The following is an 18,584-nucleotide window of genomic DNA, read 5'->3' as shown; positions in this document are numbered from 1 at the left end:
TGAACCGTCGCCGACTGACGGCTTGGGGCCAGGAAAACGTAAAAATTCATGACTGGTTTCTCCGCCGCGATCACCGCCAGCGGTTCACATCCGCGGGCTTTTCAGCTTCACGCTCGCTGCTGCTCGAGCAAATCGAGCATCCCTGTGCGGACGTGCGCTTGCGTGACTTTTTCGGCTTTGTGTGGCCCTTGGCGCTATCGTCCTGACTATGGAGACGCGTCACGCAGCATCGGTCGTAGGAAGAACTTCACCCGCTTGCCGGGCTGATAGGTCAGCCGCGTCGGCAATCCTATTGGACAGCGCCTCCCAAAATGCGGCGCGGCCGTCGTCGCCGTTACGCCGAAAGAGCTCGGCCTGGCGCCTGAATGATTCCTGCATAGCAGCGACCTCTCCCCCCGTGGCCGCGCCAGCAAACGATCGGATTGCTTCGAAAGTCCAGCTTCCAACTAAATCAGGATCCGTCTGCTTTTTCATGGCGAGCGCCTGTCTGCCTAAGTCCGTCAAGCTCCCTTGGAGCGCATGACATCATGGCAGACAGTGGCGCATATCCACTCTGCGGCGGAATGCGCGAGCGCACACTGCCGATAATAGGCGCGCCGGTGCATCCTTGACCGGCAGCGCCGAAGATCAGAAACGAGGCTAGATGGTATGCTCCTGTTCGGGGTTGTCAAAGACAGTGATGTCGAACACGACGTCGAGAGGCGTTCCCCATTCAACTTGTGCGAAGAACTCGACGCCGTTCGCTTCAACGTTGCTGCCATGAGGGCGAATATTCTTTACGAAAATCTGTGCAGCGCCGCGGTGTTTGCTCTTGCCGCCGATCGTGGTGCTCGGCTTCCACTCGCAGGCGGAGATGTGAACAACCGACTGCGAGGTGATCGGATCCCAGTTGAAATTCAGCCAGCCTGTGGCCACGGACTTCCACCACACGCGAATGGTTCGATTAGCCATTGAGGTCACTCCCTTTCGCAAGAAATAACTTGAGTTTGAAGTTTCGAACTTCGCACTGGTTAGCAATGCGCCGCCGGCTCGTCGCTCTTGCGAGCGCCGCTGTTCGTCCCTGCCGAAGCTGTTGGAACTGTGAATGGCTATTTCATCCGCTCAGTAGCATGCGAGCCGTTTTGACGCTTGCGCCGTTCGGATGAGGTCCGAGGTAAGCTTGCGTCCTCTGCGTTGGTCCTCGACAGCGGAGGGAGATTCGCGACTGCTCGCGGCGCGCCCGCGGTTCACAGCCGTGGGTCTTTTTCAGCTTCACGCCCGGCTCGTCGCCGTCGACGCCGGCCTTTTTGAGGGCGCATCTATGGCTCAGGCGCGAGCAAGAGTTAACGCCGCTCGACACGTCCGACCTGAATTTTCACCGGCTAGTTCTTCCAAGACCTTGAGGCGAGCGCCGTTCGGGAGGCACCAAAGAGCAGCACGCGCATGTATGCCATAGGCGCGTCCGCAAGCGAGCAACCCGGGTCTGTCCACGCGCCAATCAAGGCGGCTCGCCTCTATACCATCACAAGCTGGACAATCTGCGCCAGTAATCTCGGATCCCGCTGGGGTGCCAGTCGAAGGCAGCCACAATGCCAGGCATAAATCGATCGGCAGAACCTCGATATGCGGTCATCGTCTTTGAGGGGGCGAGGTGCACTGCATTGCACATATAGCGAAAACTCTTATGTATCGCGCCGTAGCCCCTTGGTAAGCTGCTGATCTATTCTGCGAACAGCTGCGCGCAAATGACACGCTGCAGCTCGGCTTAGTTTCAGTCATCCGTTTTTAGCTAAGCTTCGCCACACGTGTGGGCACTCGCGCGTGCTCTGGCCGAAACGAAAAAGTGGCCTATCGCCAATCCGCGTTCTTGCCGACTACGCTGCGCCCATGAGCCCGTTGGCTCATGATCAAATCCGCTGTTTCAAGACGGGCGGAGAAATATTCGGAAGGACCTTCGCGGAATTCGCTCTCCTCCGATACCGATAGGAGAACCGCCATGGCGTTGAAGGGGCGGTGACTTATATAGTCTCACATCTCGAAGGCGACCTCTGCGGACGGCTGCCGTGCGCAGCCCGTCGTGCGCTTCCACCTTTGGCTGCGAGGCCTTTGCGACCATGGTCGAATCTCAGACAATCAGAAAGCAGCTGCAAAAGGACATCGCTTCGTTCCATGCGCTCGACATCTACGAGCGCTTCGAGCAGATCGTTTGCCTGTTTCTAACCGCGCTGATCGCGCCGGTCATCGGCGTCGCTCTGTATCACCTCGGGACTAGGATTCTGCTGCTGCTCATCCAGGATGCGATCGATCCCGCGAATCAGGCCACGTTCCAGACGGTCTTCGGAATGATCATGACGGTGCTCATTGCGCTTGAGTTCAACCACTCCGTCCTGATCATGATCAAGCGTCATCAGAACATCGTGCAGGTGCGCACAGTGGTTCTGATCGCCCTCTTCGCGGTCGTGCGAAAGTTCATTGTCCTCGACATTGCCGAGGCGCCGCCTTTGACGATGCTGGGCCTCGCGACCGCCACCCTTGCGCTCGGCGCGGTCTATTGGCTCATCCGCGATCAGGACGAAAAGGACGAGGAGCGTCGTCGACGCGATAGCCCGCAAGGATGACAAACTGTTTTCTGCGGGGCCCGACGTTGGCGGCGGACTAGCTCCATCCGCAGTCCGAAGAATGCGTGGCCAAATGGCAGAGGTGGGGCATAAGCGGACGCTCCAGATAGAATTTTCTCTTATCGTGGAGCGATACCCCCGACTGGACGCGTCGCCGCTCTGTGGCGATCCTCTCTATCTGGACAACGCCCTACCGCTAAATCCACGGTCGGGGCGTTCGTGCGACTGCCCGGCGTCGAGGGGTCAGCGCTGGTGCAGCATATCACAGCTTATATCGCAGTCGGGCAGTGCTTACGCCACTCTTTCGCGGGCCGCCCACGACGTCGACAGGTATTGCCCGCGTCCAGACGAGCCCGAGTCGCTTGCTGTCTCTGAACCGCTTGTGGGCGTCCCGCATTGATCGCGGCGCGGTCGTAAGTCATGGTCTCGGCATTCGCCGCAATCATCTGACTTGACGGCGCAGCGCTCGGCGCTCTCGACGATGCGCCGAACAGTCCGCATGACGGCGCCGTCATATCGGTCGGTCACGCGCACGAGCCATAGAAAGGGCCGCGCGAGTCTGAGCCGCCATGTCAGCGCAATGATGGAGCGAAGCGGCAGAAGGTGAAGCCGCGCCTTGACTGTGTTGCGGCGTGCAAATTTGACCCCCCCCTGAAGTCTGCTGGCAGGTCTGCCCGCTCTGGCATCGAGCGGGCGGTGGGGGATGGTGGTTGTGGAGACGATCGGTCGGATCAGGCGAGAGCATTTACAGAAGGGCAAATCGATCAAGGAGATCGCGCGCGATCTGAAGATATCGCGCAACACGGTCCGCAAGGTTCTGCGTTCTAGCGCAATCGCCGCTTCCTTCAGATGTGCTCGCACCATCTCGTCGAGCCTGTTGCCTGCACGCCGGCGTCGGGTAGGGAGAAGGGAGAGATCGAAAATCAGGTCGGCCTCGCACTTCTTCACGCCGCGTCTGCGGTTCAAGACCTTTCGACGAACTGAATGCGCGGCGCGCTCAGGAACGGAGCGCCGTTCAAGGACTGGGTGTTGCCCCGGGGCGCTCGATCGCGCGCGCCGCAAGCTCGCCGGGTCAGACAACGGCGATCGTCACGCGGGCCATTCTCGCCGCCGTGCTCACTGACGGATTGCCGGCACTCGACACCGCCTGCGCCGAAGCGCTCGAAAACGGCGTCCATTCCTCCGGTCGTCTGCTCGGCGGACAATTCGGGAGCCGGTGCCGAGCCTCAGACATGGGGGACGATCCTGATGATGATATCGCAGACGCGGGGCTGCTCGTTGGCGCGTTCTGCACCGTGTTTGGCAGAATCGGCGCGCTGCAACTCAGGCGATCAAATGCATGATCTCTTCACATCAGTTTCCGAGTGATTTGCGGAGGTTTGCGATGGTCAAGGCGTCAGAGCCAAGCGGCAAGAACCGGTGGATCAGTGCTGACGCCATTTATGCGGCAGGCGTCGTGATCTGGATCGTCGCCGTTTGGGCAGGCGCGTTTTATACCGCGAGGGAGGCGATCGCGGACGAATCGGCAGGAATGGGCGGCAACGGATTTCTCCTCGCGTGTAGTCTCGCGACGGCGGCGTTGATCACGGTCTTTTCCGCCAGAGAGTTTTTGTTCGCTTACAGGCGCTTAAGCGGCAATTAGGCGTATAACCAGTAGGTATAAGGCGATGACCAAGGTTGGATTGTTTGTGACGCTCGAGGCGCAACCCGGAAAAGAAATGCAACTGGCGCAGTTTTTAATCGGCGCTTTGGAACTGGTCGAGGCAGAACGCGACACGACCGCATGGTTCGCGGTTCGCACAGGGCCCTCCACCTTCGCCATCTTCGACGTTTTTCCTGACGAAGAGGGCCGCGCGGCGCATCTTTCCGGCGAAGTCGCGAAAGCGTTGATGGCGAAAGCGCCGGAGCTCCTTGCCAAACCGCTGTCGATCGAGAAGATTGATGTTCTCGCAGATAAACTCCTGGCCGCCCCTGAGCTCGTCCGCGGTAGCTGCCGCTGAGGAGGGACGGGCCGCTGGCGCAGCTTCGGGCTGCAATGGGCTCGACCATGGAAGTTACCGTCCTCGGTTACGACGGCTGCCTAGGCGCCGGTTTGATCGGCGCCGTGGACATGCTGAAGTTAAGTTGGGTTACGATTTCCAAGGACGAAAATCGCGAGCCGATCAGCGTCTCCACCGCAAGTTTTGATGGACAGCCAATCCAGGACAGTAGCGGTCGTCGACTCGAAGTGGACAGGAGCATTACAGCGATCCCAGCGAGCGCCGTCATTGTTCCTGGCTACCTTTGTGACGACGGTGATCGCTTCCTCGGCACAGCGTCGATCGACGCTGCGGCCGCATGGTTGCGGCGCCAACATGCGCTCGGCGCACTGGTATGCGGCTCATGCAGCGGCGTATTTTTGCTTGGCGAAGCGGGCCTCCTCGATGGTCGACGCTGCACGACAACCTGGTGGCGACACGATGAATTGAGAGATCGATATCCACGCGCCGACGCTCTGTGGGGCGCTTCACTGATCGAGGACGGTCGAGTCGTCACGGCTGGAGGCCCTATGTCGTGGATAGACCTTTGCCTTCATGTAATACGTTCGCTTTATGGCGCTTCCGCCGCCAAGGTCGCCGCCGACTTCACGGTCGTCGACACTGTTCCGTCAACGCAATTTAACTACGTTCCACTTGGTCATTTGGCTGCGTCTGACCCGTTTCTATTGAAGGCTGAACACATTATTCGGCAGGCGGGCGACGCTCCGTTGACCGTGCTAGGCCTCGCGCGTGCGCTCGGCACTTCGGCTCGAACACTGCACCGCTATCTCCAGCGCGCATCAGGCGAGACGCCGAAGCACTTCATCGAACGCATTCGTTTCGAAGCCACGAGAACCCTGCTCGAAACGACGGCACACAACGTGAAGCGCTTGGCGTCGAGAGCTGGCTATGCTGACGAAGCCAGTTTTCGTCGTGCGTTCTCTCGATATTCAGGTATGACGCCAGGCGCCTACCGGAGATGGGTCCAAGCGCGCCAAAAATAATTGGCGCATCCCTCAAGCGCTCGGGCGCAGCATCACTGCAAAACGCCCGCCTTGCGTCCAGGTCGGAGCGTTCCTGTGAAACAGCGCTGTCGCTGTCCGACGGGCCGACCGTGTTCCGGCACGCCGAGAAGCTCGGCCTCGAAGGGATCGTTTCCAAGCGGATCGACAAGCCCTATCCGAGCGGCCCAACCAAGCATTGGCTCAAGATCAAATTGGCGCATTATCGGCGCTGAGATGAAGCCCGCGCCTTACGCCCTACCGCTGCGCATCCGCAACGCCGCCGAGGCCTTCGCCTGCTCATCGAAAGCTTTGATCGCCTCCGCTGTTTCCGACACAAGATTTAGCGCGGCGACAAGCGCGGTGCTCTCAGGGGCAGACTGATGAGCCGCGCCCTCGCTTCCGCGGACGGGTTCGCCCGTCGCTTGGTTTAAATCGGGCGCATTCATTGACGCCTCCGGCCGTCGTCTGTTTAGGCTTGTCGAGTATCGTCAAACATTGGTTCCCTGATGGTTGCGCGACTCAAGAATCAACCGTCGTGCAAAATGCCTCGAAAGGTTCAAACTGACGGCCGGGGGCCATAGTTCCCAAGGAGGTCGCAATGGTAAAGTTTGGCATCTTGGCGACGCTGGAAGCGAAGATCGGCAAGGAGCACGAGGTTGCGGCGTTCTTGAAATCGGCGCTGCCGCTCGTGGAAGCGGAGCCTGGCACGGTTGCGTGGTTCGCGATCCGAGTATCACCCACCACTTACGCTAATTTCGACGTTTTCAACGACGAAGCTGGCAGAGAATCTCATCTTGCTGGCGAAGTCGCAAAAGCACTCATGGCGAAGGCGCCGGAGCTTTTCTCGCAGCCGCCCAAAATCCGGAAGATCGACGTGCTGGCATCAAAGCTGGGCTGACAACGCAAAGACGTGCTGCGATCGACGCGTCGCGTGCCTCACCCAAAATTAAGATTCCGATCAGAAAAGAAACGTAGCCGAAAACCCCACGAGGTGTTTCCGGCTACATTATTGTCATTCGGTCATTTTGGGACTTAGCGACGATCGTCGCGGCGTTGTTCACGCTCGCCCTGGCGCTCGCTACGAGTATCCTGGCGCTCGCCCTGACTGTGCGGGATCAATCGGCATCTCGACTCGAAGGCGTTCGCGCCGCATTAAGACCGTTCTACAGCAGCACTGGCCGCCCGTCGGTCGATCCAGAGTTGATGTCCGTATTCTCTCGTCGGCTATTGTCTTGGCATTCGCTTGGAACGTCACCTGTGCGAGGAGGTGCATCTCAATCTCGCCTATCGCTGGTTCTGCAGCCTCGGGCTGGACGGCAAGGTCCCAGATCATTCGACGTTTTCTAAGAACCGGCATGGCTGCTTTCGCGAGAGCGACATCTTGCGCCAGCTCTTTGAATTTATCGTCGAACGTTGCATGGCCGAGGGCCTCATCAGCGCTAACGGCTTCGCCGTCGATGCAAGTCTGATCGCTGCCGTCGCCAACAAGCAACGCTCAGTTCCGAGCAGCGACTGGGACCCCGACGCAAACAAAGATGACGCGTGCCGCGCGGCGCGCGAATATCTTGCAGCGCTCGATGACGCCGCGTTCGGCGCGGCTTCGCCCGTGACGCCGAAGTTCATCGCGCGATCGGATCCTGCGGCGCAATGGACCGGCGCGCATAAAGGCCACGCATTCTTCGCCTACGGGAACAATTATTTGATCGATACGGATCACGGCGTGGTCGATGTCGAAGCGCCCCGCGCACCCAAGCAAAGCCGCTTCTTAAGCGCCAATGTCGACGCCCCAACCCGCTTCAGTAGTAGCGCGGAATTGGTCCACTATGCGGCGTAGTCCGGTGGCCGAGATCCAGAACGATCTGATCGACATAGCACCAGCCCCATCCTTCCGGCGGATCGTAGCCTTCGATGATAGGATGGTGAGTCTTGTTAAAGTGTTTAGTAGCATGCCGATGAGGCGAGCTGTCGCAGCAACCAACATGACCGCAGGTCCGGCAAAGCCGAAGATGGACCCACGCCGAACCGATTTTCAGGCATTCCTCGCACCCGAGTGCGCTTGGCGTTACGTCACGGATGCCGGCGACGTGCGGACATTCCCCGGACATCAGGACCTCGTGGTTGAAGCGATCGATTCCGCGGCGCTGCCGCTTCGGGCGAGATAAGCGTGGAGTGCAGCAACTACCTGGGCGCCTTCCCCGACCGCGGCGGCGACCCGCTTGACAGATCCCGCGCGCACGTCGCCGATGGCGAACACGCCGGCACGGTTCGTTTCCAGGGCGTGACGCTTTTCGCCACTGTCAACGCCAGTGCGCACGAACCCTTTTTCATCCAGAGCGACATCGCATTGCGCGAGCCAGTCGGTGTTTGGATCCGCGCCGATGAAAAGAAACAAATGACTTATCGCGCGTGCCGTTTCTTGATTGCTCGCGCGGTTGCGCCATCGCACCGTCTCGAGATTGCCTTCAGTTCCTTCCAGCCCCGTAACTTCCGCGAGGGTCACTACTTCTATATTTGGTTGAGCCGTGATGCGCTTCACAAGATAATGAGACATGGTCTCGACGAGACTTCCGCGCCGAGCCAGCAGCCACACCTTCTTTGCATGGGCGGCGAGAAATACCGCAGCTTGCCCTGCCGAGTTGCCGGCGCCGACGAGCGCCACTTCCTGGCCGCGGCAAAGCTTGGCCTCTATCGGCGAGGCCCAATAATGCACGGACGATCCTTCAAATAACGCCAAATTTGGCAATTCGAGGCGGCGATAACGCGCGCCGGTCGCCAACACAACAGCGCGAGCGTGCAAGGTCTCGTCATCGCCAACAGCCAAAAAATATCTCTTTCCGTCTCCCGGCGTATGCTGACCCAATTGCCGGGCTTCATCTGGTATCGCCATTTCCACCCCAAACTTCTGCGCCTGATTGAAGGCGCGCGCCATCAGCGCCATTCCGGAAATCCCGGTTGGAAATCCTAGGTAGTTTTCGATACGAGCAGAAGCGCCCGCCTGTCCGCCAAAGGCGCGGCGATCAAGAACGATGACTTCCAGGCCCTCGGAGGCGGCATACACGGCGGCCGCCAATCCCGCCGGCCCACCGCCCACGATCGCCACGTCATAGGTTTTCGTCGGGTCGATCGGGCGGACGAGGCCGATGCACCGAGCAAGCTCGTGCTCGCCAGGGTTAAGCAGCAACTTGCCATTCGGACAAAGCACGATCGGCAAATGATGCTCGTCCACAGCAAAACGCTCGATCAAGGTCCTAGCGCAAGAGTCGCTTTCAGGATCGAGCACGCGATGCGGTTGTCCGTTTCGCGCGAGGAAGAAATCCAAACGCAAAACGTCGGCGTTATTAACGCGTCCAACTATGATCGGTCCGCTCACACCACTTTCGAGCAAGCCCACGCGCCGCAGGATTAAAGCTCGCATGATGCGCTCGCCGAGCTCGGCCTCCTGCATGAACAGGTCGCGCAGTCGGTCCGATCTAATGACGAGGGCTTTAACCGGCTCCAAGGCTTCGGCGTCTACGAGCGCCGGACGAGCGGAGAGCTGCGCCAGCTCTCCGACGAACTGCCCGGCGTGATGTGTCACAATCGTTTCGCGCTGGTCGGGCCCGCAACCCTGCGTGACCTCCACTATGCCTGAAAGGATCACGATCAACCCGGGAGCAACCTCGCCAGCTTTTATAATGCGTTCCCCGGCTTGAAAGCTCCGCTCCTCGCCCAAGTGGCGCAGGCGGTCGATGTCGGCCTGCGTCATGACAGGAAACATCTGGTCCCGCCTGGCGGCAAGGATTGATTCGGCAGATTGAGACATCGCCTTCCCTGGACGGGCGCTGTCTGCCGACGCGGACGCCTAAATCTGAAGAAGCGCTTGGCGGCCGCAGACACGCCTTACTTCGAAAAACACGCGGCAGGCTTCCTGGTTCCATACGCCACAGGCGTCCAGAGGGCGGAACGTAGCGCCCGCGGCGACGTGAATGACGAAATCAGGCGCCAGATGCGAACCGGCAACATGGTCGGGTCGAGGTTGCGATAATGCTCCAGCGGTGCCCCGGCAACTCGGTTCATTCTTTCGAAGTCATCGGCATCGACCTTTCGCCGGTCCAGATCGGAAGCGCCGACGTGGCATTCTCGGCGCCGACGCTCGGCGAAATCCATGGGGCGCGCGTCAACGGGGGCGGCGGGATCAGACGGCGCGCGTCACCGGCGGCGGGAGCAAGACGGCGGAGGTCAACGGCGGCTGGAGCTTCTGTTCTGCCCCCTGAAATGTGATCCTCCGTGAAGTATGGCTTTTGAGCCTATGAGGAGGATTTGAGATGGGCAGGAAACGGCACAAGCCCGAGGAGATTGTCGCGAAGCTTCGTCAGGTCGACGTGCTGACGACGCAAGGGCAGTCGGTTGCGGAAGCCATTCGATCGATAGGCGTTACGGAAGTGACGTATTACCGCTGGCGCCAGGAATATGGCGGGCTGAAGAGCGACCAGGTCAAGCGGCTGAAGGATCTCGAGCAGGAGAACGCCCGGCTTCGCAAGGCGGTGTCTGATCTGACGCTTGAGAAGCTGATCTTGAAGGAGGCTGCGTCGGGAAACTTTTAAGCCCCGCCCGCCGTCGCGCCTGCGTTGAGCGCGCAAGGGAGGCGTTCGGCGTGTCTGAACGCTTCGCCTGCCGCGTGCTCGGCCAACATCGTTCGACGCAACGTAAGATCGCCAGGACGCCAGATGACGAAGCGGCTCTGACCGCTGACATCATCGCGCTCGCCCTCCAATATGGGCGGTATGGCTATCGGCGCATCGCGGCGTTGCTGCACGACGCCGGCTGGGCGGTGAACCTCAAGCGCGTCGAGAGGATCTGGCGGTGGGAGGGGCTGAAGGTCCCAGCAAAGCAGCCCAAGCGAAAGCGACTGTGGCTGAACGACGGATCATGCATTCGTTACGGCCGGCACATCCGAACCATGTTTGGTCCTACGACTTCGTCGAAGACCGAACACATGACGGAGAAAGGAGGATCCGTCATCCGCGGTCGTATCGCGCGTTTGACCGACATATTGGCCCCACTCCGTAGTGACCGTGGTGCTGACATTGCCCGGCATATCTCCATTTCGAGGAAATGATGTGCGTCACATCCACTGGCACAATATAGGCGAATGTCTCCGGAACGGGGCGAGCGATCGTGCGGGTCACTTTGACGAATAGCGCGTCCTGGGGTAGCGATTTCTGGAATGTGGGCATGGGAGTGTCCTGCAAATTTGAAAACGGGGAAGTGTTTCAAGTAACCTCTTGGGGGTCGCACGGCGCGTCGTTTGCCGTGTCGTCGCAGTGTCCGAAAGCTGAGATGCAAGGGCTGCGGCTTAGTCGCTGAGCGATTGCGACCCATAGCTTACGTTTTGCGGCTCGCATCGACCCTTCATAATTTCTTGTGGTGAAGCCACGTGCGGATCGTTGCGGTGAGGTCGGCCTTGCACTCGAGCGGCAGCCAGTGCGCGCCGGGAAGACTTTGCACCGTGAGATCAGCGCAAGCCGCGCGCATCGGATCGCCGAGCCGATTTCCGTTGATGGTGTTGATCTGGTCGTAGTCGCCGTTGACGAACAGCACAGGCAGCGACAGCCGGCCGCCGTTGGGTGCCGTGCGCGCATAGGTGATGTTGGTGTCGTCATTAAGGTACCACGCGCAGGGCGCACGGAAGCCGTGAGCCTCGAAGGAGCGTACCATCGCATCGAAGTCCGCAGGAGGCCAGAGCGCGGGATCGGGTTGGGTCGGGGGGGCGCGGTGCTCAGCGCCAAAGCGGCCGCCCTTGCGCGTGACGGTCGCATTCGAAGCGGGCTTGCCGACGCTGGCGGGGTCGCCACGTCGGAAGATCGAGGCCAGCGACGATGACTTTTCCGCGTTCAGGTCGGCGACCGCCGCGTCGAAATGCGTATTGTAGTAGCGATAATAGTCCCACTGCCCGTCCGGATACTCCCTCGCCGGATAGATCGTCCGGTCAACCAGCGGGACGAGCGTCGGCAAGGCGTTCGCACCTGGAAAATACGGCACCGAGACCAGCACAACCCCGCGCGCGCGCCGGGGCTCATGTCCAGCCAGCGATCCGACCACGACGCTGCCCCAATCGTGACCGACCCAAATCGCCGGCTTGCCGCCGAGATGGTCGTGCAGCTCAGCCATGTCCGCCACGATCTGTTCCTGGGCGTACTGCCCGGTTGCGTTCGGCCGGGACGAACCGCCGTAGCCGCGCATGTCGGGGGCGATGCAGTGCCAGCCGTCGATCGCGAACGCCTCCATCTGGGACCGCCAGATCAGGCTTAGCTCCGGCCAGCCATGGAGGAACATCATCAGCGGTCCGTCCGCCGGGCCAGCCTCGAGGTAGTGCGTCCGATGGCGCGGCGTGCTGAACGTGCGCGCGCCGAGGGTGGATGCGGGCAGGCCCCACGCCACGCCTGGCAGCGTGGCGACAGCGCCGATTCCCCTGAGCACGGAGCGGCGGCCTGGCAAAAGGACGGTCGATGCGCCGAGCGGCTGTGAACCTGTCATGGTCAGTTCCTTCGGTCGTAATTAGATCGATTTTGAGCGGGGAAAACCACCGCCGGGGTCGGGCCTGGCAGGCCGCGATCGATCATCAGCGCAACACCCGCCGACGGGAGATGGTCTGCCCCCTGAAAAGTGATCCTCCGTGAAGTATGGCTTTTGAGCCTATGAGGAGGATTTGAGTGGGCAGGAAACGGCACAAGCCCGAGGAGATTGTCACGAAGCTTCGTCAGGTCGACGTGCTGACGACGCAAGGGCAGTCGATTGCGGAAGCCATTCGATCGATAGGCGTTACGGAAGTGACGTATTACCGCTGGCGCCAGGAATATGGCGGGCTGAAGAGCGACCAGGTCAAGCGGCTGAAGGATCTCGAGCAGGAGAACGCCCGGCTTCGCAAGGCGGTGTCTGATCTAACGCTTGAGAAGCTGATCTTGAAGGAGGCTGCGTCGGGAAACTTTTAAGCCCCGCCCGCCGTCGCGCCTGCGTTGAGCGCGCAAGGGAGGCGTTCGGCGTGTCTGAACGCTTCGCCTGCCGCGTGCTCGGCCAACATCGTTCGACGCAACGTAAGATCGCCAGGACGCCAGATGACGAAGCGGCTCTGACCGCCGACATCATCGCGCTCGCCCTCCAATATGGGCGATATGGCTATCGGCGCATCGCGGCGTTGCGGCACGACCGGCTGGGCGGTGAACCTCAAGCGCGTCGCTGGCGGCGGGAGGGGCTGAAGGTCCCAGCAAAGCAGCCCAAGCGAAAGCGACTGTGGATGAACGACGGATCATGCATTCGGTTACGGCCGGCACATCCGAACCATGTTTGGTCCTACGACTTCGTCGAAGACCGAGCACATGACGGACGCAAATATCGCATGTTGAACATCATCCGCCTGGCCATCCGGATCAATCGCAAGCTTAACTCGACGGACGTCATCGACCTGCTGTCCGATCTGTTCATTCTGCGCGGCGTTCCTGGCCATGTCCGCTCAGACAACGGTTCCGAGTTCATCGCCAAGGCCGTGCAGGATTGGATAACCGCTGTCGGCGCCAGGACCGCTTACATCGAGCCGGGCAGCCCGTGGGAGAACGGCTATTGCGAGAGCTTCAACTCGAAACTTCGCGACGAGTTGCTGAACAGCGAGATCTTCTACTCTCTGAAGGAGGGGCGGATCGTCATCGAAAGCTGGCGGCGTCACTACAATGAGATCAAGCCGCATTCCTCATTGGGATACAAGCCTCCAGCCCCAGCAGTTCTGTTCCCCCCGCGCCCGGCTGCGCTACCTCAACCAGCTGCGCCGGGCGCGTTGCCGCTGGTCCAAACGCCGCTATTAAACTAACATTGCTTCTGGATCACCCAACGGGGGCCGGCCAGTTTTCGGGCTCGCGACGCTGCGCGAACTTCCCGACATCGAGCGGCTCGAAGACGAAGGGCGTTTGGAGCGACCGCAGCCGGGGGCCGATCTCGATGCCGTTCTTTTCTCAGGGGAGAAGAATCTTGACGCTGAGAGCGACGTCGGGGAGCATTGGGAGTGATCGGTGATGGGGTTTCGTTACTCAGTGCTCGCTGCCTTTTTCACGGCGAAAACATGGGTTCGGATCATCTAGTTACAGAGACTTACGCAATCACCTGCCGCCCTGTGTAACTCAGCCATGCCGCCGCAAGAGGCGGGCGGCGGCTCGGCAGCGCGGCGCTAGGAGGACGTTTCGGTCAGGCGAGCTATTGGGCTTGCTAGGCCGAGAGCCGAGCCCACGGCCTTTGCCATTCCTTCCGCTTTAAGCAGCGTTGCGCCGCGATCGGCTCGGTTGTGCTCCAAAGCAATATGATTATTGACACATTGTGCAGCGCACATCCTGCGCGGCTGCGTGGGAATTGCCCCGCGCGCCTAGACCAAAAAGGCATGCTCTATGTTCAGCAACTTCCCCGCGACAAAAGCGTTCGGCGCGGCTTCGTTCGGCGCTCCGTTTGCCACGGTGGTTACCTCGTCAACCAAGGGTCTAGAGGCCATTGCGGCCGAAACGACGGACTACGCAAAGGCGTCCTTCGAGAAAAGCCAGGCGTTCTTCGAGAAGCTGATCGGCGTGAAAAAGGTCGACGAGGCGATCCAGCTCCAGTCGGACTTCACCAAATCCGCCTATGACGATTTCCTGGCCTACGCCATCAAGATTGGCGAGACGTATTCGGGCCTCGCCAAGGAAGCGTTCAAGCCGATCAATGGCGCGTCGCCCGCACAGCCGCCGGTCGTCGCGCCCCTGTCAAAAGCGCCGGTCGCCACGAAGCAGAACTGATTTTACACGCGGTTTAACGCGTCTTAAAACAGGCCAACATAAAACGCTCGATCAGCTCCGCTGACCGAGCGTTTTTCTTAAGGCGATGGCGTCGGCGTATTCGGGGACAAGGGCTCCGGCTCTCCCGACGCGATGGCGCGCAGCACGCCCCAGACCCCAAGCGCGGCGCGTTGACGAAGCAACCGTCCGAGTGCGGCAGGTCCACGCAAAATAATGAAAGCGGACCTCTTTGCCGGCGATGTAGCTGTCCGCTTGGCCAAATCCGCCTGCGCCTGTCCCGGGCCATGGCTCAATGGAACGAACATCTCGCGCGAACACAGAACGGCACACGCCACATACTCGCGCACGATCGTGTAGCCGCTGGACTGCCCCCCTGAAAAAAGTGATCCTCTGTGAAGTATGGCTTTGAGCCTATGAGGAGGATTTGAGATGGGCAGGAAACGGCACAAGCCCGAGGAGATTGTCGCGAAGCTTCGTCAGGTCGACGTGCTGACGGACGCAAGGGCATTCGGTTGCGGAAGCCATTTGATCGATAGGCGTTACGGAAAGTGATGTATTTCCGCTGGGTCCAGGAATATGGCGGGCTGAAGAGCGGCCAGGTCAAGCGGCTGAAGGATCTCGAGCAGGAGAACGTCCGGCTTCGCAAGGCGGTGTCTGATCTGACGCTTGAGAAGCTGATCCTGAATGCTATTCGGCGCGTGGGGTCCAACGCCGATCTCCACGGCAAACTTCTGAATATACGTGCTCTAGCGGGGTCACTCCATGGCGCCGATTAACACATCGATGCAGATCGCCGGGAAAAGCGAGCGGGACGAGCACCACTTCGCGCATCGTCTTGAAGTTCACGATATGAATAATGTCGGCGATGAGCCCGGGGTCGGAGGAGCATTTCCCTCTCCAGGCGCGCTTAGCTCCGCGTCGAATAGACATGTCAGATGCTTGGGCCCGGCGTGCGGTCGTGAGATTCATCTTATTGGGGAACAGCCGCCCTCATGCAGCATTGGGATAGCTTCAGGGCGACTCGCTGCAGGATTACCCATGTGGATGCCCTCCTGACAGCTTCGCGATGTGCCCAAGGAGAGGCGCTGCCACGCGATGCCGACGTCTGTTTTCTGTGCGGCACGCCTGTTCGCTCAATCCGGGAGGCAGTCGGCGGCTTCTTGGTTTATCCGCTTTAGAAGCACTGGAGACGGGCGAAAGGTCACGACCCTGCGGGCGCTAATTACCGCCTCCACCCCGGTCTTTGGGTTGCGCCCGGTGCGCTGTCGCTTAGCGTGGAGGTTAAACGTTCCAAAATTGCGCAGTTTGACCGGTTCGCCGCGAACAAGCGCGTCGGACAGCTCATCAAAGGTCTCATCGAAAATCTTGCGAGCTTCGGCGCGGGACAGCGTCGGGCAATAACGATAAATCGCCACTCGCAAGTCGTATCGCGTGAAAGTTCGAACTCCTTCGCTTTTCTTCGGTGTGCGACCGCCGTCAGTTGATCCAAACTTTGCTCGTCCGCTTACGAAGATGCTCACGACCATCTCTCCATTGCGATGATAAATTAGGCAGAAAGCTCATGTTTATTAGACTGTTACGAGTAACGCAAGAGGCCCCGTTTGGCGGATGTTGCGCAGTTTGAACGTCAACGTCGCTTTTTTGCTCTGGGAAGGCATCCGTGCGATTCAATGCTTTCTCGTCTCACTCACCTGGCTTCGCGGATGGAGCGAGGTGCGTTTCGTTCGTCAACTTTTTCGGCTCGATTAGAATTGGAACGCGCAGTGTCAGGTTGAGTGCGCGCCAGCTTCTCGTGGCGAGCGCCTGCACCTGTCGCATCGCATCACAGACCTTCCCGCTTTGTAATTCCCCAACCGCCTGCTCGAGGCGCGCGTCGCCTGACAAAATCGAAGCTCGCGGATCGATCGCGAGCGGCGCAATGTCGAGCGTCGCATTCGCCTGGCGCGCTTTACGCAGATCAAGAGCCTCGACACATACGACTTTGCCGCGCAGCCGTCGCTCAACAAGCCGCTGGTTCTGGAACTGGCGCGTTGCGAATGGATAGCGAAGCGACAGAACTGCAAATCGCGCTGGGTCCAACAGGAACCGGCAAGACTCACGTCGCGCTCGCCCTTGGGCTCGCCGCTTGCCAAAAGGGCTTCAGCGTCGCCTTCGCCTCGGCCGCCGCTCTCGTGCACGAACTCATGGAGGCGCGCGACGAGCGCCGCCTGCGGGCGCTGCAAAAGCATCTCGACACCGTCAAATTGCTGATCGTCGATGAGCTGGGTTACGTGCCGTTCACGGCGGTTGGTTCTGAACCGCTCTTCGAGGTCTTCAGCCAGCGCTATGAACGTGGCGCTACGCTGGTGACCAGCAATCTGCCATTCGATGAATGGACGTCGGTGTTCGGGTCGGAACGGCTCACCGGCGCGCTGCTCGATTGGCTCACCCATCATGTCCACATTCTGGAGAGGAACGGCGACAGCTATCGTCTCGCGAGAGCCAGGAAGGCGCAACCGCGCAATGCCGACGAGCCGAGCGTAAACCCAAGAATTAAGGGAGAAGCCGACGCAGACATTTAACCGCCGCGCGCATTGAAGCGCGCTTCGCTACGCTCCGCGCGCCTCAATGCGCGCGACAACCCAGCGCACAAGGGCTTCACGGCCCTTTTCTCTCAATCAGACCGGTACACTTTTGCGCCGCCATCTGGCACAATTTGTCGCCGCCGTTGACAGATGACCGCATCGGCCGAACGCGAAAAGTTGCGCAGCGCATCGCCGACCAGACGAGCGCGCAGAAACTTTGGATGAAGCGCAGGGCGCCCGCGCCAACGCCGAAACCAAATGGTCCGCCGCAAATTCAATAGCCGGCGCACTCACAGCCGAAATCGAGGACGCCGAAGCAGACACATTCGACAGACGATGTGATCGCTTCGCTCGCGAGCGGCGGCGACGTTCTCGACAAGCAAAAAACGAAAATCGAAAACTTGCGCGCCCAGATCGAAAACGCAAAACTCGAAAGGGCGAATTGGCGGCTTGCCGAGCAAGCCGTCGAAGCTCGCCGGCATGCTCTCGGTCTGGCCGCGCTCTTTGTCGTCGTCGCCGCGCGCGCCGTCGTGACGAAGGAAGTCAACGCAGCTGCGACGATGTGCGCCGGCGAAGCGATTCGCAACGAAGTTCTCGACATGCAAAGCCGACTGGCGGCGCTCGCGAATTCGATGGAGTATGGCAGCGAACAGCGCAGGACGATCGACAACTTCGTCGATGACGTCGGTTGGCTCATCGATTCGCCGTGGCGCGATCGTCCGGCGGCGCAGCCGATCAGAGACGCGTTCGACAAGCTGTGTACCGACGCGTCGGCAGCGTTGAAGGTTTGAAAATGGTTTCCCCGGTTTGCCTCAAAGGCGCTTACGCCGGACAAATTACGCCATGCACCAGCCGCGGTTCGTGTTGAATTCCGGCGTGCGAGCGCCAAGTGGCCCGAGGGCTGCGATGCAATGGCGCTGGTACTTTTAGAGGAGCACTGCCATGTTACGCAAACTAGCGATTGTCACAACGTTAGCTGGTGCGCTCGCGCTCCCTATGGCCGCGTTCGCCGAGTGGGGCGGAGGCTATGGAGGAACTCCTGGAGCGAGCGACACCGGAAGTGGAAAAGGGTCATCTCAGAGCAGAGAGAAAGGCGGCTACGGCGGCGGGCAGAAGAGCAATAACGATAGTTGGGGCAGCGGGAAAGGCAGTAGCGGCGCCGGTCGCGGTGGTGATCGTTGGGGCAGTGACGGCGGCGGCTATGGCGGTCGCGGCGGTGACCGTTGGGGCCACGATGGCGGGGACCGAGGGCGTCGCGGAGGCTATTGGGGACATGACTATCCCCGTCGCGGTGGGGATCGCTCGGGCCATGACCGCGACGGATATGGTGGTGGTCGCGGCGATCATTGGGGGTACTCGAACGACCGCATGTCATGTCGAGAGATGCAGCGCAGAGGTTACAGAATTGCTTGCCACGGGGAACACCGGGGGCACGACGACGGTGGCTACGGCGGCCGCGGCTGGTAAGATTGAAAGGCATTGAGGCCTTTGGCTTACGTCAGTCCCCAAAACGAGCGTCGCCGTCATCTTAAGAAATCCCAGTGCAAGAGGACGGCGGCGAACTTGGCGAGCACATAGGCCCGCCGATTTTGATCGGAAAGGTGAAATAAGC

General features: G+C 60.2%; 16 protein-coding genes and 5 pseudogenes. 14 read left to right on the top strand and 7 right to left on the bottom strand.

The genetic code is table 11. The annotated features are described in order from the left end of the window. Positions 1 to 639: 639 nt before the first annotated feature. A complete protein-coding gene (locus tag ACPS74_RS03585) occupies positions 640 to 951 on the bottom strand; it encodes a hypothetical protein (RefSeq protein ID WP_029652089.1) in 312 nt (103 codons plus the stop codon). A 1,142-nt stretch (positions 952 to 2,093) separates the two neighbouring features. Here ACPS74_RS03585 and ACPS74_RS03580 point away from each other — a divergent pair. The 7 genes and pseudogenes from ACPS74_RS03580 to ACPS74_RS03550 form a co-directional block, all read left to right on the top strand. Then, complete coding sequence (locus ACPS74_RS03580; RefSeq protein ID WP_029652090.1) at positions 2,094 to 2,597, top strand: phosphate-starvation-inducible PsiE family protein; 504 nt, start codon at positions 2,094 to 2,096, stop codon at positions 2,595 to 2,597. Positions 2,598 to 3,981: 1,384 nt separating this feature from the next. After that, positions 3,982 to 4,239, top strand: coding sequence for a hypothetical protein (locus tag ACPS74_RS03575; RefSeq protein ID WP_029652093.1), 258 nt, complete (start codon positions 3,982 to 3,984; stop codon positions 4,237 to 4,239). A 25-nt stretch (positions 4,240 to 4,264) separates the two neighbouring features. After that, the gene (locus tag ACPS74_RS03570) at positions 4,265 to 4,597 is read left to right on the top strand and encodes a putative quinol monooxygenase (protein WP_029652094.1); all 333 of its coding nucleotides are present in this window, start codon (positions 4,265 to 4,267) and stop codon (positions 4,595 to 4,597) included. A 47-nt stretch (positions 4,598 to 4,644) separates the two neighbouring features. Next, positions 4,645 to 5,619, top strand: coding sequence for a GlxA family transcriptional regulator (locus ACPS74_RS03565; protein ID WP_029652095.1), 975 nt, complete (start codon positions 4,645 to 4,647; stop codon positions 5,617 to 5,619). A 110-nt stretch (positions 5,620 to 5,729) separates the two neighbouring features. Beyond that, positions 5,730 to 5,852, top strand: coding sequence for a hypothetical protein (locus ACPS74_RS03560; RefSeq protein ID WP_255722854.1), 123 nt, complete (start codon positions 5,730 to 5,732; stop codon positions 5,850 to 5,852). Between the two features lie 365 nt (positions 5,853 to 6,217). Then, complete coding sequence (locus tag ACPS74_RS03555) at positions 6,218 to 6,517, top strand: putative quinol monooxygenase (RefSeq protein WP_029651430.1); 300 nt, start codon at positions 6,218 to 6,220, stop codon at positions 6,515 to 6,517. Between the two features lie 233 nt (positions 6,518 to 6,750). After that, positions 6,751 to 7,378: pseudogene (locus tag ACPS74_RS03550) on the top strand (transposase); the annotation flags it as partial. A gap of 37 nt (positions 7,379 to 7,415) precedes the next feature. Here ACPS74_RS03550 and ACPS74_RS03545 read toward each other — a convergent pair. From ACPS74_RS03545 to ACPS74_RS03535, 3 genes are all read right to left on the bottom strand, one after another. After that, positions 7,416 to 7,724 (bottom strand): UBP-type zinc finger domain-containing protein, encoded by a 309-nt coding sequence (locus tag ACPS74_RS03545; protein ID WP_083481395.1) that lies wholly within the window; start codon positions 7,722 to 7,724, stop codon positions 7,416 to 7,418. Beyond that, entirely contained in the window at positions 7,724 to 9,421 is a 1,698-nt protein-coding gene (locus ACPS74_RS03540) for an FAD-dependent oxidoreductase (RefSeq protein ID WP_029651429.1), read from the bottom strand. Before ACPS74_RS03540 ends, ACPS74_RS03545 begins: the two co-directional genes overlap by 1 nt. A gap of 77 nt (positions 9,422 to 9,498) precedes the next feature. Continuing rightward, the gene (locus tag ACPS74_RS03535; protein WP_157055275.1) at positions 9,499 to 9,765 is read right to left on the bottom strand and encodes a hypothetical protein; all 267 of its coding nucleotides are present in this window, start codon (positions 9,763 to 9,765) and stop codon (positions 9,499 to 9,501) included. A 158-nt stretch (positions 9,766 to 9,923) separates the two neighbouring features. On the opposite strand from ACPS74_RS03535, the pseudogene ACPS74_RS03530 reads away from it, so the two are divergent. Continuing rightward, positions 9,924 to 10,608 (top strand): annotated as a pseudogene (locus ACPS74_RS03530) (IS3 family transposase); the annotation flags it as partial. A gap of 402 nt (positions 10,609 to 11,010) precedes the next feature. On the opposite strand, the gene ACPS74_RS03525 reads toward ACPS74_RS03530, so the two are convergent. Next, positions 11,011 to 12,135, bottom strand: a complete 1,125-nt coding sequence (locus tag ACPS74_RS03525; protein ID WP_083481427.1) for an alpha/beta hydrolase — start codon at positions 12,133 to 12,135, stop codon at positions 11,011 to 11,013. A gap of 176 nt (positions 12,136 to 12,311) precedes the next feature. Between ACPS74_RS03525 and ACPS74_RS03520 the strand changes: the two genes are divergently transcribed. Beyond that, positions 12,312 to 13,459, top strand: a protein-coding gene (locus tag ACPS74_RS03520) for an IS3 family transposase (protein WP_239754382.1) whose coding sequence is annotated in 2 segments (ribosomal slippage) — positions 12,312 to 12,576 and positions 12,576 to 13,459 — 1,149 coding nt in all. Because the reading frame shifts where the segments join, the coding sequence is not laid out codon by codon here. A 634-nt stretch (positions 13,460 to 14,093) separates the two neighbouring features. Further along, positions 14,094 to 14,408 (top strand): phasin family protein, encoded by a 315-nt coding sequence (locus tag ACPS74_RS03515; RefSeq protein ID WP_239754384.1) that lies wholly within the window; start codon positions 14,094 to 14,096, stop codon positions 14,406 to 14,408. A gap of 166 nt (positions 14,409 to 14,574) precedes the next feature. Here ACPS74_RS03515 and ACPS74_RS03510 read toward each other — a convergent pair. Next, positions 14,575 to 14,779: pseudogene (locus ACPS74_RS03510) on the bottom strand (IS21-like element ISFlsp1 family transposase); the annotation flags it as partial. Between the two features lie 58 nt (positions 14,780 to 14,837). On the opposite strand from ACPS74_RS03510, the pseudogene ACPS74_RS03505 reads away from it, so the two are divergent. Next, positions 14,838 to 15,094 (top strand): annotated as a pseudogene (locus ACPS74_RS03505) (transposase); the annotation flags it as partial. 447 nt (positions 15,095 to 15,541) lie between these two features. Here the strand turns inward: ACPS74_RS03505 and ACPS74_RS03500 are convergent. Next, positions 15,542 to 15,928, bottom strand: a complete 387-nt coding sequence (locus ACPS74_RS03500) for an integration host factor subunit alpha (RefSeq protein WP_370646285.1) — start codon at positions 15,926 to 15,928, stop codon at positions 15,542 to 15,544. Between the two features lie 379 nt (positions 15,929 to 16,307). On the opposite strand from ACPS74_RS03500, the pseudogene istB reads away from it, so the two are divergent. The 3 genes and pseudogenes from istB to ACPS74_RS03485 form a co-directional block, all read left to right on the top strand. After that, a pseudogene (gene istB / locus ACPS74_RS03495) lies at positions 16,308 to 16,969 on the top strand (IS21-like element helper ATPase IstB); the annotation flags it as partial. Positions 16,970 to 17,310: 341 nt separating this feature from the next. Next, positions 17,311 to 17,763, top strand: a complete 453-nt coding sequence (locus ACPS74_RS03490) for a hypothetical protein (protein ID WP_029650065.1) — start codon at positions 17,311 to 17,313, stop codon at positions 17,761 to 17,763. Positions 17,764 to 17,999: 236 nt separating this feature from the next. Next, on the top strand, positions 18,000 to 18,455 hold the full coding sequence (locus tag ACPS74_RS03485; protein ID WP_029650067.1) for a hypothetical protein: 456 nt from the start codon (positions 18,000 to 18,002) through the stop codon (positions 18,453 to 18,455). The last annotated feature ends 129 nt before the right edge of the window (positions 18,456 to 18,584 follow it).

The sequence above is a fragment of the Methylocystis sp. SB2 genome (assembly GCF_049817085.1).
Lineage (GTDB): Bacteria > Pseudomonadota > Alphaproteobacteria > Rhizobiales > Beijerinckiaceae > Methylocystis > Methylocystis rosea.
The sequence above is the reverse complement of the archived record's forward strand: the minus strand, read 5'-3'. Positions and strand labels throughout refer to the sequence as shown.

Coding starts and splice junctions, on each gene's coding strand:
- ACPS74_RS03585 (WP_029652089.1), bottom strand. CDS start 951: ATGGCTAATCGAACCATTCGCGTGTGGTGGAAGTCCGTGGCCACAGGC.
- ACPS74_RS03580 (WP_029652090.1), top strand. CDS start 2,094: ATGGTCGAATCTCAGACAATCAGAAAGCAGCTGCAAAAGGACATCGCT.
- ACPS74_RS03575 (WP_029652093.1), top strand. CDS start 3,982: ATGGTCAAGGCGTCAGAGCCAAGCGGCAAGAACCGGTGGATCAGTGCT.
- ACPS74_RS03570 (WP_029652094.1), top strand. CDS start 4,265: ATGACCAAGGTTGGATTGTTTGTGACGCTCGAGGCGCAACCCGGAAAA.
- ACPS74_RS03565 (WP_029652095.1), top strand. CDS start 4,645: ATGGAAGTTACCGTCCTCGGTTACGACGGCTGCCTAGGCGCCGGTTTG.
- ACPS74_RS03555 (WP_029651430.1), top strand. CDS start 6,218: ATGGTAAAGTTTGGCATCTTGGCGACGCTGGAAGCGAAGATCGGCAAG.
- ACPS74_RS03545 (WP_083481395.1), bottom strand. CDS start 7,724: ATGTCCGGGGAATGTCCGCACGTCGCCGGCATCCGTGACGTAACGCCA.
- ACPS74_RS03540 (WP_029651429.1), bottom strand. CDS start 9,421: ATGTCTCAATCTGCCGAATCAATCCTTGCCGCCAGGCGGGACCAGATG.
- ACPS74_RS03535 (WP_157055275.1), bottom strand. CDS start 9,765: ATGGATTTCGCCGAGCGTCGGCGCCGAGAATGCCACGTCGGCGCTTCC.
- ACPS74_RS03525 (WP_083481427.1), bottom strand. CDS start 12,135: ATGACAGGTTCACAGCCGCTCGGCGCATCGACCGTCCTTTTGCCAGGC.
- ACPS74_RS03485 (WP_029650067.1), top strand. CDS start 18,000: ATGGAGGAACTCCTGGAGCGAGCGACACCGGAAGTGGAAAAGGGTCAT.